The following is an 18,374-nucleotide window of genomic DNA, read 5'->3' as shown; positions in this document are numbered from 1 at the left end:
GAGGGCGATATGCGACGGCTGGCCGAGATGGTGGTGCGATGGCCCCTGGTGGTCATCGGGATCTGGCTCGCTCTGGCCGCGGCCCTTCCGCTGACATTCCCATCGCTCGGCGAGATGGCCCAGAAACACCCGCTGCAGATTTTGCCCAGCAGTGCGCCTTCGAACGTCGCCGCCGTGAAGATGGCCGAGGCCTTCCAGGAATCAGGCAACGATGACCTTCTGTTGGTCGCGCTGATCAACGAGCACGGCCTCGGACCCGACGACGAGACCGTCTACCGCAAACTCGTGTCAGTCCTTCGTGACGACGTCAGCAACGTGGTGTCAGTCCAGGATTTCGTCAGCACGCCGCAACTGCGGCCTTTTCTGACGAGCGAGGACAAGACGACGTGGGTGTTGCCGGTCAGTCTGGAGGGGGAGCTGGGCACACCGCGGGCCTTCGAGTCCTTCAACCGCGTCTCTGACCTGATTGAACGGAACTCGCCCCAGGGGCCGCTGACGGTGTACATCACCGGGCCTGCCGCCACGGTCGCCGACCTCACCGTCGCCGGTGAAAAGGATCGGCTGCCCATCGAGATCGCGATCGCGGTCCTGGTCCTCGGCGTGCTCCTACTGGTGTACCGCAGCGCCGTCACGATGCTGCTGCCGTTGGTGACGATCGGATCGTCGCTGGTGATCGCGCAGGCCGTGGCCGCAGGTTTCTCGCAGTTGACCGGCGCGGGAGTCTCCAATCAGTCCATCGTGTTCTTGAGCGCGATCATGGCCGGCGCCGGAACCGACTACGCGGTCTTCCTGATCAGCCGCTATCACGATTACCTGCGGTTGGGCCGCGGCTACGACGAGGCGGTCAAGGCCGCGATGATCTCGATCGGCAAGGTGATCGCCGCGTCCGCGACCACGGTCGGGCTGACGTTTCTTCTGCTGAGCTTCGCGAAGATGGGCGTGTTCCGGACGGTCGGGGCGACGGCGGCGATCGGGATCGGCGTCGCATTCCTGGCCGGGGTGACCCTGCTGCCGGCGATTCTGGTGCTCGCCGGGCCACGTGGCTGGGTCAAACCGAGGCGCGAATTGACCGCCCGGTTCTGGCGGCGCTCCGGCATCCGGATCGTCCGCCGACCTGTGGCGCACCTCGTCGGGAGCCTGCTCGTGTTGGCCCTGCTGGCCAGTCTCGCGACGTTCGCGAACTACAACTACGACGACCGCAAGGTCGTCCCCGCCACGGCGTCGAGTTCGATCGGATACGCGGCGGTGGAACAGCATTTCCCGATCGCGCAGTCCATCCCCGAATACATCCTGATCCAGTCGCCGCACGACCTGCGCTCACCCCGAGCCCTCGCCGACCTGGAACAGCTGGCCTCGCGCGTCGCGCAGTTGCCCGATGTCGGTCTGGTCAGCGGCGTGACCCGGCCGCTGGGGGAGGTGCCGCCGGAGTTCCGGGCCACGTACCAGGCAGGCCTGGTCGGTGACCGGTTGGCGGACGGCTCGGCCCAGATCGGTCAGCGCGCGGGTGACCTCAACCGCCTGTCGAACGGTGCCGCCACGCTTGCCGACAGCCTCGCTGACGTGCGCAGGCAGGTGAACCAGATCGTGCCCAGCATCCAGAGTGTGGTCGATACGTTCTCCTCGGTGCGCACCGAGTACGGGGGCGACAAGCTGGTCCGGGACGTCGAGACCGCGGCCAAGCTGGTCGCAAGCATCAACGCGCTCGGCAACGCGATGGGAGTCAATTTCAGAGCCGTCAAGGACATGTTCGCCTGGATCGGCCCGGTGCTGGCAGCACTGCAGGGCAACCAGGTCTGCGACGCCAACCCCTCGTGCGCCGACACCCGCATTCAGTTCCAGAAGCTCGTCGATGCACGCAATGACGGACAGCTCGACGACATCAACACTCTCGCCCAGCAGCTCCAGGGCGTCGAAGACCGCCAGACCCTCAACACCGCCGTGAACCGGCTCAACGCCGCCATGGCCAGCGTCGCCAGGGCCGCGAAGGCCATGGGGCTGGACCGTCCCGGCGGGCCGCAGGCGGGGCTGGCTGAACTGCAGCAGGGTGCCAACCGCCTGGCGGGCGGCAGCCGGGAGGTGGCCGGCGGCGTGGAGGAACTCGTCAAGCAGGTCAAGGTGATCGCCGCGGGGCTCAACGAGGCGTCGACGTTCCTGTTGACCATGCGGACCGACGCTGCGAACCCCGCGCAGGCGGGGTTCAACATCCCGGCCGAAGTGCTGAACTTCCCGGACTTCAAGAAGGCGGCTGCGGCCTATGTCTCGCCGGACGGTCACTCGGTCCGATACCTGGTGCAGACGAAGCTCAACCCGTTCAGCGCCGAGGCGATGGATCAGGTCAACCAGATCGGCGACGTCGCCCGTGGCGCCCAGCCGAACACGGCGCTGTCGGACGCGACGATCTCGATGGGTGGTTTCCCCGTCGCCCTGCGCGACACCCGCGACTACTACCAGCGCGACATCCGATTCATCATCGCCGCAACCCTGATCGTCGTCCTGCTGACCCTGATGGTGCTGCTGCGCACCGTGATCGCACCGCTGTATCTGGTCGGATCGGTGGTGGTGTCGTACTTCGCCGCCATCGGCATCGGCGTGCTGACCTTCCAAGTCCTGCTCGGTCAGCAGTTGCATTGGAGCGTCCCGCCTTTGGCGTTCGTGGTGTTGGTCGCGGTGGGCGCCGACTACAACATGCTGTTCGTGTCCCGGTTGCGCGACGAATCCCCGCACAGTGTGCGTTTCGGGGTCATCCGCACGTTGAGTTCGACAGGCGGCGTGATCACCGCGGCGGGCCTGATCTTCGCGGCCTCGATGGCGGGTCTGCTGTTCTCCAGTATCGGAATCGTGGTCCAGGGCGGATTCGTGATCGGTGTGGGAATTCTGTTGGACACCTTCGTCGTCCGCACCATCACGGTGCCCGCGATCGCGACGCTGGTCGGGCGTGCGAACTGGTGGCCGTCGCGATTCGGGCCGCAGCGGCCGAAGTCGAGGGAGCCCGCCGAAGTGAGCGGGTAGCCGCCGGCCAGCGCCCACCGGCGATGTGTGTGAAACTACGAAACGGAGCGAAGTGGTGAGGAATGCAGATGGTGCAGCCCTTCGCGGGGCGGTCGCTCTCGGGACTCCGGAGGTCACGCTGAATCAGGTTGCGTCGACGTCGTCCGCATCGATTCTCTCGATGCTTCACGGTCGCGCGAGCCTCCGACCCGACGACGTCGCCTTCACCTACACCGACTACGACCTCAACTCGGAGGGCGTGGCCGAGAGCCTCACGTGGTCCCAGCTGGCGCGCCAGACCTCAAACGTCGCGCGTGAGATCGCGTTGCACGGGTCTGTCGGCGACCGGGCGCTGATCCTGGCGCCGCAGGGCCTCGATTACATCCTGGCGTTCCTGGGCGCCATGCAGGCTGGGCGCATCGCAGTCCCACTCCCGCTGCCGCACCGGGGCTCGAATCACGACCGCGTCGATGCGGTCCTCGCCGACACTGAGCCCGCGGTCGTCCTCACGACATCCGCCGTCGCTGCCGACGTGGGGGACGTCGTCGCGTCGGTCCGTCTGGACACCGCGCCGAAGATCGTCGAAATCGACTCGCTGCACCTCGACGCCGAGGACTGGTTGAGCCGGGCGCAGACCGACCTGCCGAGCATCGCCTACCTGCAGTACAGCTCCGGGTCCACCCGGCTGCCGACGGGTGTCATGGTGTCGCACCGCAACCTCACGACGAACTTCGATCAGTTGATGCGGAGTTTCTTCGCCGACTCCCCGTTGCCGTCGGACGCCACGCTCGTGTCGTGGCTGCCGTTCTATCACGACATGGGTCTGGTGCTCGGAGTCTGCGCACCGATCCTGTGTGGGCGTCGCGCCGAGCTGACGAGCCCAGTTGCGTTCCTGGAGAGGCCATCCCGGTGGGTGCGCGCGCTTGCCCAGAACCCGCACGCGTGGTCATCGGCGCCCAATTTCGCGTTCGACTTGGCCGCCCGCAAAACCCGCGACGACGATCTGGCGGGCCTGGACCTCGGCGGGGTGGTGGGCATCATCAGCGGCGCCGAGCGCGTGGAACCGGCGACGCTGCACCGCTTCGTCGATCGCTTCGCGCACTTCAACTTCGCCGACCACATGATGCGTCCGGCCTACGGTCTGGCCGAGGCCACCGTCTTCGTGGCGGCGGGCACGTGGAACGAGGCGTCGCCGGCCGGTCACTTCGACACCGAGGAACTGGGCGCGGGACGTGTTCGGCCCTGCCCACCCGGCAAGGGCACGGCATTGGTGAAATACCGAGTGCCTCAGTCACCTTCGGTGCGGATCGTCGACAGCGAGACCCGCCGCGAACGCCCGCTGGGCCTGATCGGCGAGATCTGGGTGCACGGCGAGAACATCTCCGAGGGCTATTGGCGTAAGCCTTCGACGGACCACAGCACATTCGGCGCAACACTGGTCGATCCGTCGCCCGGAACCGAGGCTGGACCGTGGCTGCGCACCGGTGACCTCGGCTTCATCCACGGCGGCGAACTGTTCGTCGTCGGCCGCATCAAGGATCTGTTGATCATCCGGGGACGCAATCACTACCCCGAAGACATCGAGGCGACCGTGCAGGAGATCACCCGCGGACGGGTCGCGGCCATCTCGGTTCCCGTGCGCAGCACGGAAGAATTGGTGACCGTGGTCGAGGTCAAGGGATCGACCGACCTCGACGATGAGGCGATCCGTCGGCTCAGTGCCGTCAGGAGCGATGTCACCGCCGCGATCGCCAACGCGCACGGTTTGAGCGTCGCGGACCTGGTCCTGGTGCCCTTCGGGTCGATTCCTACGACGACCAGCGGAAAGATCCGCCGCGCCGCATGCACTGTGCAATATCAGCAGGAACAGTTCGTCCGGTTGGACGCGTGAGCCGGAGTAGGGTTCTCAATGCAGCCGAGCAGGGCGGGGAGGATGCGTAGACCGTGAGACGACTACTCGCATTCGGCACGACACTGACCACCGTCGTCGTCGTCGGCTGCCTGGCGCTCGGGCCCGCGGCAGCCGACGACCAGAGGCCGGTCGTGCCGCCGACTCCCGCTCCCGCCGAGGGTCCGCCGCCGCTGGGCACCCCCGGCCGGGCCTACGCGTTGGGCGGCGCTCATGTGCTCGGCATCCCGTACGACGAATACATCATGCGCACGGGTGCGGACTGGTTCCCCGGACTGGACCGTCAGATCGTCGACTATCCCGCCGGGCAGGTGCAGGGGCACACGCTGGAACGTCTGTTCCCGGGCATCGGCGAACTCGAACGGTTCTTCCCCGGCATCGGCATCGACGGCCCCAGTGTCGGCGAGTCGGTCGACGAGGGGACCCCGAACGTCCTCAACGCGGTCCGCGCTGGCGGCAAGGGCACCGCGATCGGACTGTCCGAGGGCGCGATGGTGCTCAACGACGTGCAGGCCAAGCTGGCATACGATCCGGCGGCCCCACCGCCGGACCAGTTGAGTTTCGCGATGTACGGCGATCCGGTGGCCCGGCACGCCTTCGGTGAGAGTTTCCTGACCCAGATGTTCCCTGTCGGCAGTGTCGTCCCTTCGCTGGACTACCGCATCCCGCCGCCGGTGGAAAGCCAGTACGACACTTACCAATTCGTCTCGGCCTACGACAGCATCGCCGACTGGCCGGACCGATCCGACAACTGGATCTCCGTGGGCAACGCGATCGTCGGCCTGGCGACGGGTCACACCGCCGTGGCCTTCACCAACCCGAGCATGGTGCCACCGCAGAACATCCGGACCACGGTCAACTCCCGGGGAGCGAAGACCACGACGTTCATGATCCCCGAGGAGCATCTCCCGCTGGTGATGCCGTTCAAGTACCTCGGGTTGCCCAAGGACACGCTGATCAAGCTCGACGCGGTGCTCATGCCATACGTCGACGCGGGCTACTCCCGCAACGACGATCCGCTGACCGCGCCCGTCACGGTGGATCCGGTGAACGGCTATGACCCCGCAGCGGTCACCGCGCCGGCCACCCAGGCCGCGTTCGGTGGCGGCTCGGACCCGGTCTCGCAGTTGCTGGCGGGCGTTCAGTACGTGCTGAACAACCCGCCTCGGCCCTGATCATCGCTGCAGGCCGGCAACCCCGACCCCGACCAACACGCAGCCGACCGTGGTCAGCAGGACGAACACGCCCCGGCGACCCTGCGACCGCAGCCAGTCGTAGAACGCCGACAGAGCGGTGCGGGTGCGGTCGGGTGCGACCAGGTAGCACAGCAGCGGAATCTCGATGAGTGCGAAGGCCACCACGTTGAACACCACTAAGGCGCTCAGTTGCGTCGTCGCCGCGGCCCCGGAGGCGACGATGAGCGCGAGCGCGGCGAGGTAGTCGACGGACGGCAGGGCGATCCCCAGACCGGCGATTCCGGCCGTCCACAGCGAGCTGCCGGTCAGCAGTCGCCGCGCGCGATTCGTCACCGGTTCCAGCCTGCGGATCAGCCGGTCCTGCCGCCCGTCGGCTCGTCCGCCTCCGAGGACGCCCGCGGCCACCAAGACCGCGTTGAGCAGAATGATCGCGCCGACCACGATCTGGACCCTCGGCAACGTGAAATGCGCCGATCCGAGGGCGGGCCGCAACGCGAAGAGCACGACCACGCCTACGGCGGTTCCCATCAGGAAACCGCCGACGAGGAACGTCAGCAGCTGCAGGGCCGGCTGCGGTCGGTTGATCATCAGGACCGTCATGCCGATCCGGAACGGCTCCAGGCTGACCGCGACGGCCATCATCAGGAGCGGAATCCACATGATGCGCGTCACACTACCGGCACAAGCCCGTCCCGGGGCTCACCCAGACGTGGCCGCCACACAGGGTCATGTGTGACGATAGGGGAGTTATGAGCGCACCAGAACTGAGCCCGACATCGCTGCGTGAAGCGTTCGGCCATTTTCCGTCCGGAGTCATCGCCATCGCCGCAGAGGTCGAGGGCACCCTCGTCGGCCTGGCAGCCAGCACATTTGTGCCGGTGTCGCTGGACCCGCCGCTGGTGTCGTTCTGTGTGCAGAACTCCTCGACCACGTGGCCCAAGCTCCAGGACCTGCCGTCGCTGGGAATCAGTGTGCTGGGCGAGGCCCACGACGCTGCGGCCCGCACTCTGGCGGCCAAGACCGGTGACCGGTTCGCCGGACTCGAGACCGAGTCACGCGAATCGGGTGCGGTGTTCATTCACGGAACGAGTGTGTGGCTCGAGAGCACCATCGAGCAGTTGGTGCCGGCCGGGGATCACACCATCGTGGTGCTGCGGGTCAGCGACATCACGGTCAATCCCGATGTGGCGCCGATCGTCTTCCACCGCAGCACGTTCCGCAAGCTGGGCGTCTGACCTCAGCGAGCTTCAGGGGCGCTCGGCAAGCCGCTCGCGGTAGCTGTCAATCCGCTGTTCGATCTCGGCCGCGTCCTCCGGTCTGCCCTCCTTGCGGGCAAGATTGGCCCGGGCTGTGAGTTCGCGGATCGCGGTGCGAATGTCATTGACGCTGACAGTCCCTCGGTGTGGCATGACGTGCCTTTCGCCGGTTACTCGCTGCTGATCCCGACTGTACGCGCGATACCTGGAAACGCCAGTGGCTCGATGACCAGGCCGAGGTGCCCGCGCGGTTCCCTCCGACCCGGCTGACGTGTCCGCGCCGTTCTCTCTGTCCGCCGGCCCACCCCCGGAGGCTCGCCCGCAAGCTCACCCTCCCGAGGTCACTCCCGGAGGCTCGCCCGCAAGCCCGTCCCTCAGCGAGGCTGTGGTTATCGCGCAAAAGTGCGAGAAGGGGCCTCGAAAACTACAGCCTCGGGCGTTCCAGCCCGGTAGACCCGCGCGGCTGGGTTCGTTCCGGCCGCGGCTGACCCGCAAGCTCCTATGCGCAAGCCCGCCCCTCAGCGAGGCTGTAGTTACCGAGCGGAAGTGCGAGAAGGGGCCGCGGTAACGACAGCCTCGGCGAAATCAGGCGAACGCCCTCCTTCGCCCTGCTTCGCTGCGGCTCTAACGCCTGAACAGCTTGTTCCCCAGCCAGACGATCGGGTCGTACTTACGGTCGGCGACGCGTTCCTTCATCGGGATCAGTGCGTTGTCCGTGATCTTGATGTGCTCGGGGCACACCTCGGTGCAGCATTTGGTGATGTTGCACAGCCCCAGGCTGAAGTCCTCCTGGGCCATGTCCTTACGGTCCACGGTATCCAGTGGGTGCATATCGAGTTCGGCGATGCGCATATGGAACCGCGGACCCGCGAAAGCCTCTTTGTTCTCTTCGTGATCACGAACCACATGGCACACGTTCTGGCACAGGAAGCACTCGATGCACTTGCGGAACTCCTGGCTCCGGTTCACATCCTCCTGCTGCATCCGGTAATCGCCGGGCTGCAGATCCTTCGGCGGCGTGAACGACGGGATCTGGCGTGCCTTCTCGTAGTTGAACGACACGTCGGTGACCAGGTCACGCATCACCGGGAAGGTCCGCAGCGGGGTGACGGTCACGGTCTCGCTCTCGTCGAACGTCGACATCCGTGTCATGCACATCAACCTGGGCCTGCCGTTGATCTCGGCCGAGCAGGATCCGCACTTGCCCGCCTTGCAGTTCCAGCGCACCGCGAGGTCCGGGGTCTGGGTGGCCTGCAGTCGGTGGATGATGTCGAGCACCACCTCGCCGTCGTTGACCTCGACCGTGAAGTCCTCCAGGCCGCCGCCGCTCTGGTCGCCCCGCCACACACGCATGCTGGCGTTGTAGGTGCCCATGTCAGCCCTTCCGTTCGGGGTGTTCGGCCAATTCCGCGTCGGTGTAGTACTTCTCGAGCTCATTGAGTTCGAAGACCGCGAGCAGGTCGGGTCGCATCGGATCCTGCTGCTCGGGTGTCACTCTGACGCCCGGGACCACGTCGTCGCCGCCTTCAGTCCGGCACACCAGCAGCGTGTTGCGCCAGTTCGCGTCCATCTCCGGATAGTCGTCGCGGGTGTGGCCGCCGCGGCTCTCCGTCCGCTGCAGCGCGGCCTTGGCCACGCACTCGCTGACCAGCAGCATGTTGCGCATGTCGATCGCGAGGTGCCAGCCCGGGTTGAACACACGGCCGCCCTCGACGGTGACGTTCTGGTAGCGCCTCTTCAGTTCGTCGATCTTGACCAGGACCTCTTCGAGTTCCCCCTGCTTGCGGATGATGCCTGCCAGGTCGTTCATCGACTCCTGCAGTTCGGAGTGCAGCGTGTAGGGGTTCTCGGGATTGGGCTTGGGTTCGAACGGCGAGAGCGCGAGGTTCGTGGCCTCCTCCAGTGCGGCGTCGGACACCGCGGGACGACTCGCCAGCCCACGCACATAGTCGGCGGCGCCCAAACCGGCACGCCGGCCGAACACCAACAGATCCGAAAGTGAGTTGCCGCCAAGCCGATTGGACCCGTGCATACCACCGGAGCACTCACCGGCGGCGAACAGACCCGGGGTGTCGGCGCCGCCGGTGTCGGGATCGACCTCGATACCACCCATCACGTAGTGGCAGGTCGGTCCGACCTCCATCTCGTCCTTGGTGATGTCCACCTCGGCCAGTTCGATGAACTGGTGATACATCGACGGCAGTCGGCGCTTGATCTCCTCGGCAGGCATGCGCGAGGCGATGTCGAGGTAGACGCCGCCGTGAGGTGAGCCGCGACCGGCCTTCACCTCGCTGTTGATGGCGCGGGCCACCTCATCGCGGGGGAGCAGGTCAGGGGTGCGGCGAGCCGAATCGTTGTCCTTGAGCCACTGGTCGGCCTCCTCCTCGGATTCGGCGTACTGACCCTTGAACACCGAGGGGATGTAGTCGAACATGAAGCGCTTGCCCTCGGAGTTCTTCAGCACCCCGCCATCGCCGCGGACACCCTCGGTGACCAGGATGCCCTTGACCGACAGCGGCCAGACCATGCCCGTCGGGTGGAACTGGATGAACTCCATGTTGATCAGGCCCGATCCGGCGCGCAGAGCCAGGGCGTGGCCGTCGCCGGTGTACTCCCACGAGTTGGACGACACCTTGAAGGACTTGCCGATGCCGCCGGTCGCGAGCACCACCGCGGGCGCCTCGAACAGCACGAAGTTTCCGGTCTCGCGGTAGTAACCGAAGGCCCCCGCGATCGCGTCCCCGTCCTTGATCAGGTCGGTGATGCTGGTTTCGTGGAAGACCCTGATCCGCGCCTCGTAGTCACCGAGCTCGCGCTTGTCCTCCTGCTGCAGGGAGACGATCTTCTGCTGCAGAGTGCGGATGATCTCCAGGCCGGTCCGGTCGCCGACGTGCGCGAGACGCGGGTAGGTGTGTCCGCCGAAGTTTCGCTGGCTGATCTTGCCGTCCTTGGTGCGGTCGAACAGCGCACCATAGGTCTCCAGTTCCCAGACCCGGTCGGGGGCCTCCTGGGCGTGAAGTTCGGCCATCCGCCAGTTGTTCAGGAACTTCCCACCGCGCATGGTGTCACCGAAGTGCACCTGCCACGAGTCCTTGGTGTTGACGTTGCGCATGGCCGCCGCGCAACCACCCTCGGCCATCACGGTGTGTGCCTTGCCGAACAGCGACTTGGTCACCACCGCGACACGCAGGCCGCGCTCGCGAGCCTCGATCACCGCGCGTAGTCCGGCGCCGCCGGCACCGATGACGACGACGTCGTACTGGTGCCGTTCTAGGTCAGTCATCTACTCTCACTTCGATTTTCGGGGGCTGTGTCAGGGGATGATCGGAAGGTCGGGAAGACCCAATGACACGGACATGATGTAGAAGTCGGTCAGCATCAGGGTGCCCAGAGTGATCCACGCGAACAGCTTGTGTCGGGTGTTGAGCCTGCTGATCTGCGTCCACAGCCAGTACCGCACAGGGTGTTTCGAGAAGTGCTTGAGCCGCCCGCCGGCTACGTGCCGGCAGGAGTGGCACGACAGCGTGTAGGTCCACAGCAGAATCACGTTGACCCACAGGATCAGGTTGCCCACGCCGAAGCGGAAGCCGTCGTTGTTCCACATGGCCGTCACCGCGTCGTACGTGTTGATGATCGAGATGATGCCCGCGATGTAGAAGAAGTAGCGGTGGGTGTTCTGGATGATCAGGGGCAGGCGCGTCTCGCCGGTGTACTTCGCGTGCGGCTCGGCCACCGCGCACGCAGTCGGTGACTGCCACACAGAGCGGTAGTAGGCGCCGCGGTAGTAGTAGCAGGTGAGCCGGAACAGCAGCAGGAACGGCAACGACAACGCTGCGTACGGCAGGAACCACAGGTCGGGGAGGAAGGTGCCGAAGTGCGCGGCACCTTCCGGGCATCCCGAACCGGTCGCCGGGTCGTAGTTCACCACGCAGGGTGAATAGAACGGCGTGAGGTAGTTGTACTGCTCCACATAGAAGTGGTCCTGCATGAACGCCCGTGCCGTCGCATAGATGAGGAAGGCCGCGAATCCGAGGTTGGTGAGGATGGGCGACTTCAGCCAACTGTCCGTGCGCAGCGTCTTCTGGGGGATTTTTGCGCGGGTGGCGGAGAAGACGCCGGTCTTCGAGCGGTCGGCTGTGGGCGCGCTCATATCACTCAAGTTCCTTCTGTGGCGGCATGCGTCAGCGGCTGGGGAGGGGAGGGTTAAGCGGGGACGTGTGCAGCGATCAGGTCATCGGCGCGGGTTGTGACCGCCGACGCCTTCGTCGTCGACGTCACGCCAGAAGTCCTGGTCGTACTGCGTGTCCGGAACCGGGATCTTCTCGCCGGTGTGCCGTTCGGCGCACCGCGACAGATCGAGGTCGTTCGCATCGGTGTCGAGCAGCTCGACATCGTTGAGGATGCGGTCGGCGTCGAGCGCGATCCGCCTCATGGCCGGGCTTTCGCCGTACCGGGACCGCAGCGAGGTGACGCAGCGGCGCAGGTTGGAGACGAGATCGTGCAGTTCGGCGAGTTCAGTGGTGCTGGACACGCGACCTCCTTGGGCTGAAGGGTGTCAGGGATCACATTACGACAACCGATGCTAGTCACATCACGATCAGAACGTGACTCACGTCACGTCTGGAATGTCGCGGGAGTGCCTGGGATTGGCTATGAAGACCGACGAGCAACCGATTCGAGTACCCGATGAAGGAGAAGCGATGAGTGAAACCGATCTGGCGCAGAAGGCTGACGCGCTGCTGGCGCTGCACGTGCCGGGGAACCCGGTGGTGCTGCCCACGGTGTGGGACGCCTGGTCGGCCGCCCTCGCCGTGGACGCGGGGTTCACGGCCCTGACCGTCGGCAGCCATCCGGTGGCCGATTCGGTCGGCAAACCCGACAACGAGGGCATGTCCTTCGATGATCTGCTGACCCGCGTCGCTCAGATCACCGCGAAGGTCGACGTACCGATCTCGGTGGACATCGAGTCGGGCTACGGACTGCCCGGAGGGGAGCTGGTCGCCGGACTTCTGCGGGTGGGGGCGGTGGGCCTGAACATCGAGGACACCGTGCACAGCGAGGGCAAGCGGTTGCGGTCCTCGAGTGAGCACGCGGCCCTGGTCGCGACGCTGCGCCAGGCCGCCGACGCCGCGGGCGTGCACGTGGTGGTCAACGCCCGCACCGACCTGTTCCTGCGTCAGGACGGCGACGAGGGTGACCGCGTGGACCGCGCGATCGCCCGCATGAAGGAGGCCGCGGAGGCCGGCGCGGACTCGCTGTACCCGGTCGGCCGGCACGACCCAGACACGTTGCGCCGCCTGACTTCCGAGCTTCCGCTGCCGGTCAATGCGATCGCCCTGCCCGATCAGGACGATCCCGCGTCGTTCGGCCCGTTGGGCGTCGGCCGCATCAGCTTCGGCCCGTTCCTGCAGGCCGCGCTGTCGGCGCGGACCAAGGAGATCCTGGCCCGCTGGGGCTGAACTGGAAAACGCCGAGACTGTCGGGAGGACGAGATTCCCGTCGGGAGATCGCAACCGCCGCAGTCTCGGCGAGAAATCAGCGGCCTCACAGACCCGGATCCGGTGTGTGAGCACGATGTGATGATCGGTTCACACTGAGACGACATCGCGGCAATAACGGCTGCTTAGCGTCTGGCGTATGCAGTCACACACATGTGTCGTGGTGGGCCACGGGATGGTCGCGCACCGCTTCGTCGAGGCGTTGCGTGCCCGGGACACCGACGGCGACTGGCACATCACGGTTCTCGGTGAGGAGGCCGACCCCGCCTACGACAGGGTGGGGCTGACCTCCTACACCGAGCACTGGGATCGCACGCGGATGGCGCTGAGCGGTAACACCTACGCCGAGGACCCGCGCGTGCGCCTCGAACTCGGTGCGTGCGTCACGGAGCTTGACCGTGATCGGCAGGTCGTGACCACCGAAACGGGTGAGCGGTACGGCTACGACGTGCTGGTGCTCGCGACGGGTTCCTACGCCTTCGTCCCGCCCGTGCCCGGCCATGACTTGCCGGGGTGCCACGTGTATCGCACGCTCGACGACCTCGACGCGATCCGCCATGCGGCCCGGGCGGCCTCGGCCGCCGGGCACACCGACCGCGCCGTGGTCATCGGCGGCGGACTCCTGGGACTCGAGGCCGCAAACGCCCTGCGGGGCTTCGGTCTGCATGCCCACATCGTGGAGATGGCGCCACGGCTGATGGCCCAGCAGCTCGACGAGGCCGGCGGCGCGCTGCTGGGCACCATGATCTCGAAGCTGGGCATCGACGTGCACCTCGCGGTCGGCACGCAGTCCATTGAGCAGACCGCACACGGCGGTATGGCCGTCAACCTGTCGGACGGCACCGTCATCGACGCCGGGGTTGTGGTGTTCGCGGCCGGCGTGCGTCCCCGTGACGAGCTCGCCAGGTTCGCGGGCCTCGAGGTCGCCGAGCGCGGTGGCGTGCTCACCGACTTGTCCTGTGCCACCGAGGATCCGCACATCTACGCCGTCGGTGAGGTCGCAGCGATCGAGGGCCGCTGCTACGGGTTGGTGGCACCCGGATACACGACGGCCGAGGTGGTTGCCGACCGTCTCGTGGGCGGCGGTGCCGAGTTCCCCGGCGCCGACATGTCCACCAAGCTCAAGCTGCTGGGCGTCGACGTCGCGAGCTTCGGTGACGCCATGAGCGTCACGCCCGACTGCCTCGAAGTGGTCGTCAACGACCCGGTCAACCAGACCTACGCCAAGCTCGTCCTCTCCAATGACGCCAAGACGCTGCTCGGCGGCGTACTCGTGGGCGATGCGTCGTCGTACGGCGTGCTGCGGCCCATGGTCGGCGGGCAGCTCCCAGGCGATCCGCTCGCGCTGATCACGCCGGCCGACGCCGGTTCGGGCGCAGCCGCTCTCGGGGTCGGCGCGCTGCCCGACGAAGCCCAGATCTGCTCGTGCAACAACGTCACCAAGGGCCAGCTCAAGGATGCCATCTGCGGCGGGTGCGCCGACGTGCCCGGACTCAGGGCGTGCACAAACGCGGGCACGTCGTGCGGGTCCTGCGTGCCGCTGCTCAAGCAGCTTCTCGAGGCGCAGGGGGTCGAGCAGTCCAAGGCCCTGTGCGAACACTTCAGCCAGTCCCGGGCCGAACTCTTCGAGGTCATCACGGCCACCGGGACCCGCACGTTCAGCGGCCTGATCGGGAGGTTCGGCACGGGGTCCGGCTGCGACATCTGCAAGCCGGTCGTCGCGTCGATCCTGGCGTCGACCAGTTCGGACCACATCCTCGACGGCGAGCAGGCCTCGCTGCAGGACTCCAACGACCACTTCCTGGCCAACATCCAACGCAACGGCAGCTACTCGGTGGTGCCCCGGGTTCCCGGCGGCGACATCACGGCCGACCAGCTGATCCTGATCGGTGAGGTCGCCAAGGAGTTCGGGCTCTACACCAAGATCACCGGCGGGCAGCGCATCGACCTGTTCGGCGCACGCGTCGAGCAGTTGCCGCTCATCTGGAGGCGCCTGATCGACGGCGGCATGGAGTCCGGGCACGCCTACGGCAAGTCGCTGCGCACGGTCAAGAGCTGTGTGGGCAGCGACTGGTGCCGCTACGGGCAGCAGGACTCGGTGCAGTTGGCCATCGACTTGGAACTGCGCTACCGCGGGCTTCGGGCGCCGCACAAGATCAAGATGGGCGTGTCCGGATGCGCTCGGGAATGTGCCGAAGCGCGCGGCAAGGACGTCGGGGTGATCGCGACCGAGACGGGATGGAACCTGTACGTCGGCGGCAACGGCGGGATGACGCCACGGCATGCGCAGTTGTTGGCCGGCGATCTCGACACCGAGACGCTGATCCGCTACATCGACCGCTTCCTGATGTTCTACATCCGCACGGCCGACCGCCTGCAGCGCACCGCGCCGTGGGTGGAGAGCCTCGACGGCGGGATGGACCACCTGCGTGACGTCGTGTGCCAGGACTCGCTCGGCCTGGCCGAGGAGTTCGAGGCCGCCATGGCCCGCCATGTCGACGGATACGCGTGCGAATGGAAGGGCGTGCTCGAGGATCCCAGCAAGCTCTCGCGGTTCGTGTCCTTCGTCAACGCACCGGAAACCGCAGATCCCACAGTGCAGTTCACCGAGAGGTCGGGCCGCAAGGTGCCGATCGGTATGCCCGCCTTCGCACCCCGAGAGGATCAGCCATGACGCTGTTGAACGACGTCGCGGTCTGGACCGCGGCGTGCCACTACGACCGTCTCCTCCCAGGCCGCGGTGTCGCGGTGCTGCTGGACGACGGGTCACAGGCCGCCCTGTTCCGGCTTCCCGACGGCCGCCTGCAGGCGGTGGGCAACGTCGACCCGTTCTCGGGTGCGGCGGTGCTGTCGCGGGGCATCGTCGGTGACCGGGCGGGACGGCCGACGGTGCAGTCACCGATCAAGAAGCAGGCCTTCTCGTTGGAGGATGGGACGTGCCTGGACGATCCCTCGGTCAGCGTTCCTATCTACGCCGTCCGCGCCGGCGAGAACGGAATCGTCGAAGTCGGCCGCTGAGGCCCGCCAGCCGATCCCGTTGTGCTTCACTTGATCCACGATCAAGGAGGCCACCATGAATCGATGGACCAGAGCCGGGATGGTCGGCATCTCCGCGGTGGCGATGGCCGCTGGAATCGAGGCGATCGGAGCAGTTGCCGCGCCCGCGACCAGCCTGGCCGACGTGTGCGGAAGCGTCGGCGGCCGACATGTTTCGGTGAGTGGGTGCGGCAACGTCGCCGATGCGATCGCGCCGTGGGCTCCGCCGCCATCGGCGTACGCGCCGCTGCCCGAGGACTTTGACGCCGCGCCCCCTCCGCCACCACCGCCCAACGTCTCGGTGTGCGCCAACGTGGGCAGACGGATCAGCGTGAGCGGGTGCACCTAGCCGGGTCGTGACGGCACCCGGTCCCGCGCCGCCGCACGCTGGCTGGTTGGCCCCGCCGGCGCGCCTGTAGACCCACATTGCACCCGGTCCCGCGCCGAGACTTAAACCTCTGCGACGTTGCTCGGCGTGTCGTCGCGAGGGTTTAAGTGTCGTGGGGGAGTGGGGCGCCGGGGCGCCCAGTGACGCGGCGCCCAGTGTCGCGGCGCCCAGTGACGCAGCGCCCAGAGCCGTAGCGCCCACAGAGCCCGGGAGCACGAGGCAGGAGCAAGAAAGCAGGGTCAGGCGCTCATCAGCGACGGCACCGCCGCCCGCCGGAACCGTGACGCGATCAGTCGCACCGTGCCGGGGTGCAGGCCCAGCGGTTCGGTGACGACGTCAGCGCCGGAGGTGCGCAGGCGATCCTGAAAAAGACCGTCCGCCAACAGATATGACGCCACCACCACGCGCCCGGCCCCGCGTTCCCGCAACCGTGCTACGGCGTCGGCGACCCGGGGTTCACCCGTCGCCGCATAGGCCAGTTCCACACGGTTGCCCAGCGCGGCCGACAGCAGCGTCGCGGTCACCCGAAGGTCGCGCTGAGCGTTGAGATCAGACGTGCCTGCGGCGGCCAGAACCACTGAATCGTCTGGCTGCCAACCGGATTCGATGAGACGCTCGGTCACGACGCGCACCATCTGCGGGCACGGGCCCAACGCGGGCGTCACCGTCACATCGGGATGGCCGCTGGCCTCGACATGCTCGGGGATGTCGTTGCGGACGTGGTATCCGCTGGAGAGGAATGCCGGCACCAGGACCGCGCGCTGGCGGTGCAGCGAGGCCAGCACCTCGGCGGGGGTCGGGCCAAGCACATCGACGAAGGCCACGCGCACCCGCTGGCCCAGGCTCGTGCTGACCCGGTCGGCCAGGTGACCGATCATCTCCACGCCGCCGGGTTTGCGTGTCCCGTGGGCAACCAGCACCAGTTCCCTCATGCCGCACCCGCCGGGTGCTCGTCCACTGCCAGCCGATATCCGCGTTTGACCACGGTGGCCACGATGTTCTTGTCCCCCAGGGCCGTTCGCAGCCGCAGCACCGCGGTCTCAACAGCGTGGGTGTCGGTTCCCGCGCCCGGCAGCGCGGCGAGCAGGTCGCGACGGGACACCACCGTCCCCGGTCGGTCTGCGAGCGCGCGCATGGTGGCCATCGCCGCGGGGGACAGGGACTTCACCGAACCGTCGACTATGACGCACGTCCCGCGGATCTCCACGTTGTGGCCCGCGGCCAGCACCGTGCGGGAGCGCAGCAGCGGAAGTTCGTCGGTGATGTGACGCGCCAACGCGCCCAACCGCATCCGCTCGGGTGACGACGTCGGCACCCCGAGGCGCACCAGCGGGCGGGCCGTCACGGGGCCGACGCACATGGCGTGGACGGGTCCGCGCAACGCGGTCAGCACTTCGGCCTCGACCCCGAGGTCGGCGGCCCGCAGCAGCGTCGCCGCGACCGCGGGCGCCGACGTGAAGCTCACGGCGTCGTACTGCTGGTCGGCAATTCCGTACACGAGTGTGTCGAAGGCGCCTCCACGCGGCGCCGGACGCCAGCGGTAGACGCGGATCGGCACGACGTCGGCGCCGGCGGCCCGCAGTTCATCCAGGAACTCCGGAAACGGGTCCCACTCGTCAGTCGCACCGTGCAACTGCACTGCGATGCGCTGGCCGGCGATCCCGGCTTCACGCAGGTACTGCAGCACCTCGCGGGACGACTCCGACTCCGGGGACCACTCCTCGGGCAGGTCAGCGGCCCGCAGGGCGCCGGTGGCCTTCGGACCCCTCGATACGACGCGGGCCCGACCCAGCGCCCCGGTCAGTTCGGCGGCCAGCCCCCACCCGTCGGCGGCGGCCATCCAGCCGCGGAACCCGATTCCGGTCGTGGCGACCACGATGTCGGGTGGGGCGGCGATCAGGGCCTCGGTGTTGCGGTGCAGTTCGTCATCGTCGGGCAGCGGCACCATCGCGATGGCGGCTGCGGCGCACACTGTGGCTCCTCGGCGGCGCAGCAGCGTGCACAGTTCCTCGGAGCGTCGCGCGGCGGTCACCGCCACGCGATATCCGGTCAGCGGTGCCCAGTCGTTCTCGGGCATGGCTCCTGTGTAGAGAGGCGGTGTTT

General features: G+C 67.2%; 16 protein-coding genes. 8 read left to right on the top strand and 8 right to left on the bottom strand.

The genetic code is table 11. The features are described 5' to 3' along the window. The first annotated feature begins 9 nt into the window (after positions 1-9). From G6N34_RS22025 to pe, 3 genes are all read left to right on the top strand, one after another. Entirely contained in the window at positions 10-3,009 is a 3,000-nt protein-coding gene (locus G6N34_RS22025; RefSeq protein ID WP_085156913.1) for an MMPL/RND family transporter, read from the top strand. 118 nt (positions 3,010-3,127) lie between these two features. Continuing rightward, a complete protein-coding gene (locus G6N34_RS22020) occupies positions 3,128-4,879 on the top strand; it encodes an AMP-binding protein (RefSeq protein WP_264017134.1) in 1,752 nt (583 codons plus the stop codon). Between the two features lie 53 nt (positions 4,880-4,932). Further along, positions 4,933-6,072, top strand: coding sequence for an acyltransferase PE (gene pe / locus G6N34_RS22015; protein ID WP_085156907.1), 1,140 nt, complete (start codon positions 4,933-4,935; stop codon positions 6,070-6,072). Here pe and G6N34_RS22010 read toward each other — a convergent pair whose 3' ends face one another. Beyond that, positions 6,073-6,753, bottom strand: a complete 681-nt coding sequence (locus G6N34_RS22010; RefSeq protein ID WP_085156904.1) for a GAP family protein — start codon at positions 6,751-6,753, stop codon at positions 6,073-6,075. It lies immediately after the preceding gene. A gap of 89 nt (positions 6,754-6,842) precedes the next feature. Between G6N34_RS22010 and G6N34_RS22005 the strand changes: the two genes are divergently transcribed. Beyond that, on the top strand, positions 6,843-7,328 hold the full coding sequence (locus tag G6N34_RS22005; RefSeq protein WP_085156901.1) for a flavin reductase family protein: 486 nt from the start codon (positions 6,843-6,845) through the stop codon (positions 7,326-7,328). A gap of 12 nt (positions 7,329-7,340) precedes the next feature. Here G6N34_RS22005 and G6N34_RS27640 read toward each other — a convergent pair whose 3' ends face one another. The 5 genes from G6N34_RS27640 to G6N34_RS21985 form a co-directional block, all read right to left on the bottom strand. Next, complete coding sequence (locus G6N34_RS27640; protein WP_109788691.1) at positions 7,341-7,502, bottom strand: hypothetical protein; 162 nt, start codon at positions 7,500-7,502, stop codon at positions 7,341-7,343. 471 nt (positions 7,503-7,973) lie between these two features. Beyond that, entirely contained in the window at positions 7,974-8,723 is a 750-nt protein-coding gene (locus G6N34_RS22000) for a succinate dehydrogenase/fumarate reductase iron-sulfur subunit (RefSeq protein WP_085156898.1), read from the bottom strand. 1 nt (position 8,724) lies between these two features. Then, positions 8,725-10,632, bottom strand: coding sequence for a fumarate reductase/succinate dehydrogenase flavoprotein subunit (locus tag G6N34_RS21995; RefSeq protein ID WP_085156895.1), 1,908 nt, complete (start codon positions 10,630-10,632; stop codon positions 8,725-8,727). Positions 10,633-10,662: 30 nt separating this feature from the next. Further along, positions 10,663-11,499 carry a succinate dehydrogenase subunit SdhC gene (locus G6N34_RS21990; RefSeq protein ID WP_085156892.1) on the bottom strand — a complete coding sequence of 279 codons (837 nt, stop codon included), beginning with the start codon at positions 11,497-11,499 and terminating at the stop codon, positions 10,663-10,665. Between the two features lie 81 nt (positions 11,500-11,580). After that, on the bottom strand, positions 11,581-11,880 hold the full coding sequence (locus G6N34_RS21985; protein WP_085156889.1) for an Rv0250c family protein: 300 nt from the start codon (positions 11,878-11,880) through the stop codon (positions 11,581-11,583). A gap of 169 nt (positions 11,881-12,049) precedes the next feature. Between G6N34_RS21985 and G6N34_RS21980 the strand changes: the two genes are divergently transcribed. From G6N34_RS21980 to G6N34_RS21965, 4 genes are all read left to right on the top strand, one after another. After that, positions 12,050-12,808, top strand: coding sequence for an isocitrate lyase/PEP mutase family protein (locus G6N34_RS21980; RefSeq protein ID WP_085157285.1), 759 nt, complete (start codon positions 12,050-12,052; stop codon positions 12,806-12,808). Positions 12,809-12,986: 178 nt separating this feature from the next. Continuing rightward, positions 12,987-15,521, top strand: coding sequence for a nitrite reductase large subunit NirB (gene nirB / locus G6N34_RS21975; RefSeq protein ID WP_085156886.1), 2,535 nt, complete (start codon positions 12,987-12,989; stop codon positions 15,519-15,521). Next, positions 15,518-15,865, top strand: a complete 348-nt coding sequence (gene nirD / locus G6N34_RS21970) for a nitrite reductase small subunit NirD (protein ID WP_085156883.1) — start codon at positions 15,518-15,520, stop codon at positions 15,863-15,865. Before nirB ends, nirD begins: the two co-directional genes overlap by 4 nt. A 103-nt stretch (positions 15,866-15,968) precedes the next feature. After that, positions 15,969-16,232, top strand: a complete 264-nt coding sequence (locus tag G6N34_RS21965) for a hypothetical protein (RefSeq protein WP_085157282.1) — start codon at positions 15,969-15,971, stop codon at positions 16,230-16,232. 278 nt (positions 16,233-16,510) lie between these two features. Here G6N34_RS21965 and G6N34_RS21960 read toward each other — a convergent pair whose 3' ends face one another. Continuing rightward, the gene (locus G6N34_RS21960; protein WP_085156880.1) at positions 16,511-17,203 is read right to left on the bottom strand and encodes a sirohydrochlorin chelatase; all 693 of its coding nucleotides are present in this window, start codon (positions 17,201-17,203) and stop codon (positions 16,511-16,513) included. Then, the gene (locus G6N34_RS21955) at positions 17,200-18,348 is read right to left on the bottom strand and encodes a uroporphyrinogen-III synthase (protein ID WP_085156877.1); all 1,149 of its coding nucleotides are present in this window, start codon (positions 18,346-18,348) and stop codon (positions 17,200-17,202) included. The genes G6N34_RS21960 and G6N34_RS21955 overlap by 4 nt, the downstream gene beginning before the upstream one ends. Positions 18,349-18,374: the final 26 nt, after the last annotated feature.

Source organism: Mycolicibacterium confluentis (genome assembly GCF_010729895.1).
In the GTDB taxonomy this organism is placed as follows: domain Bacteria; phylum Actinomycetota; class Actinomycetes; order Mycobacteriales; family Mycobacteriaceae; genus Mycobacterium; species Mycobacterium confluentis.
Note: the sequence above shows the minus strand (reverse complement) of the source record. Positions and strands in the feature narration are given on the sequence as shown.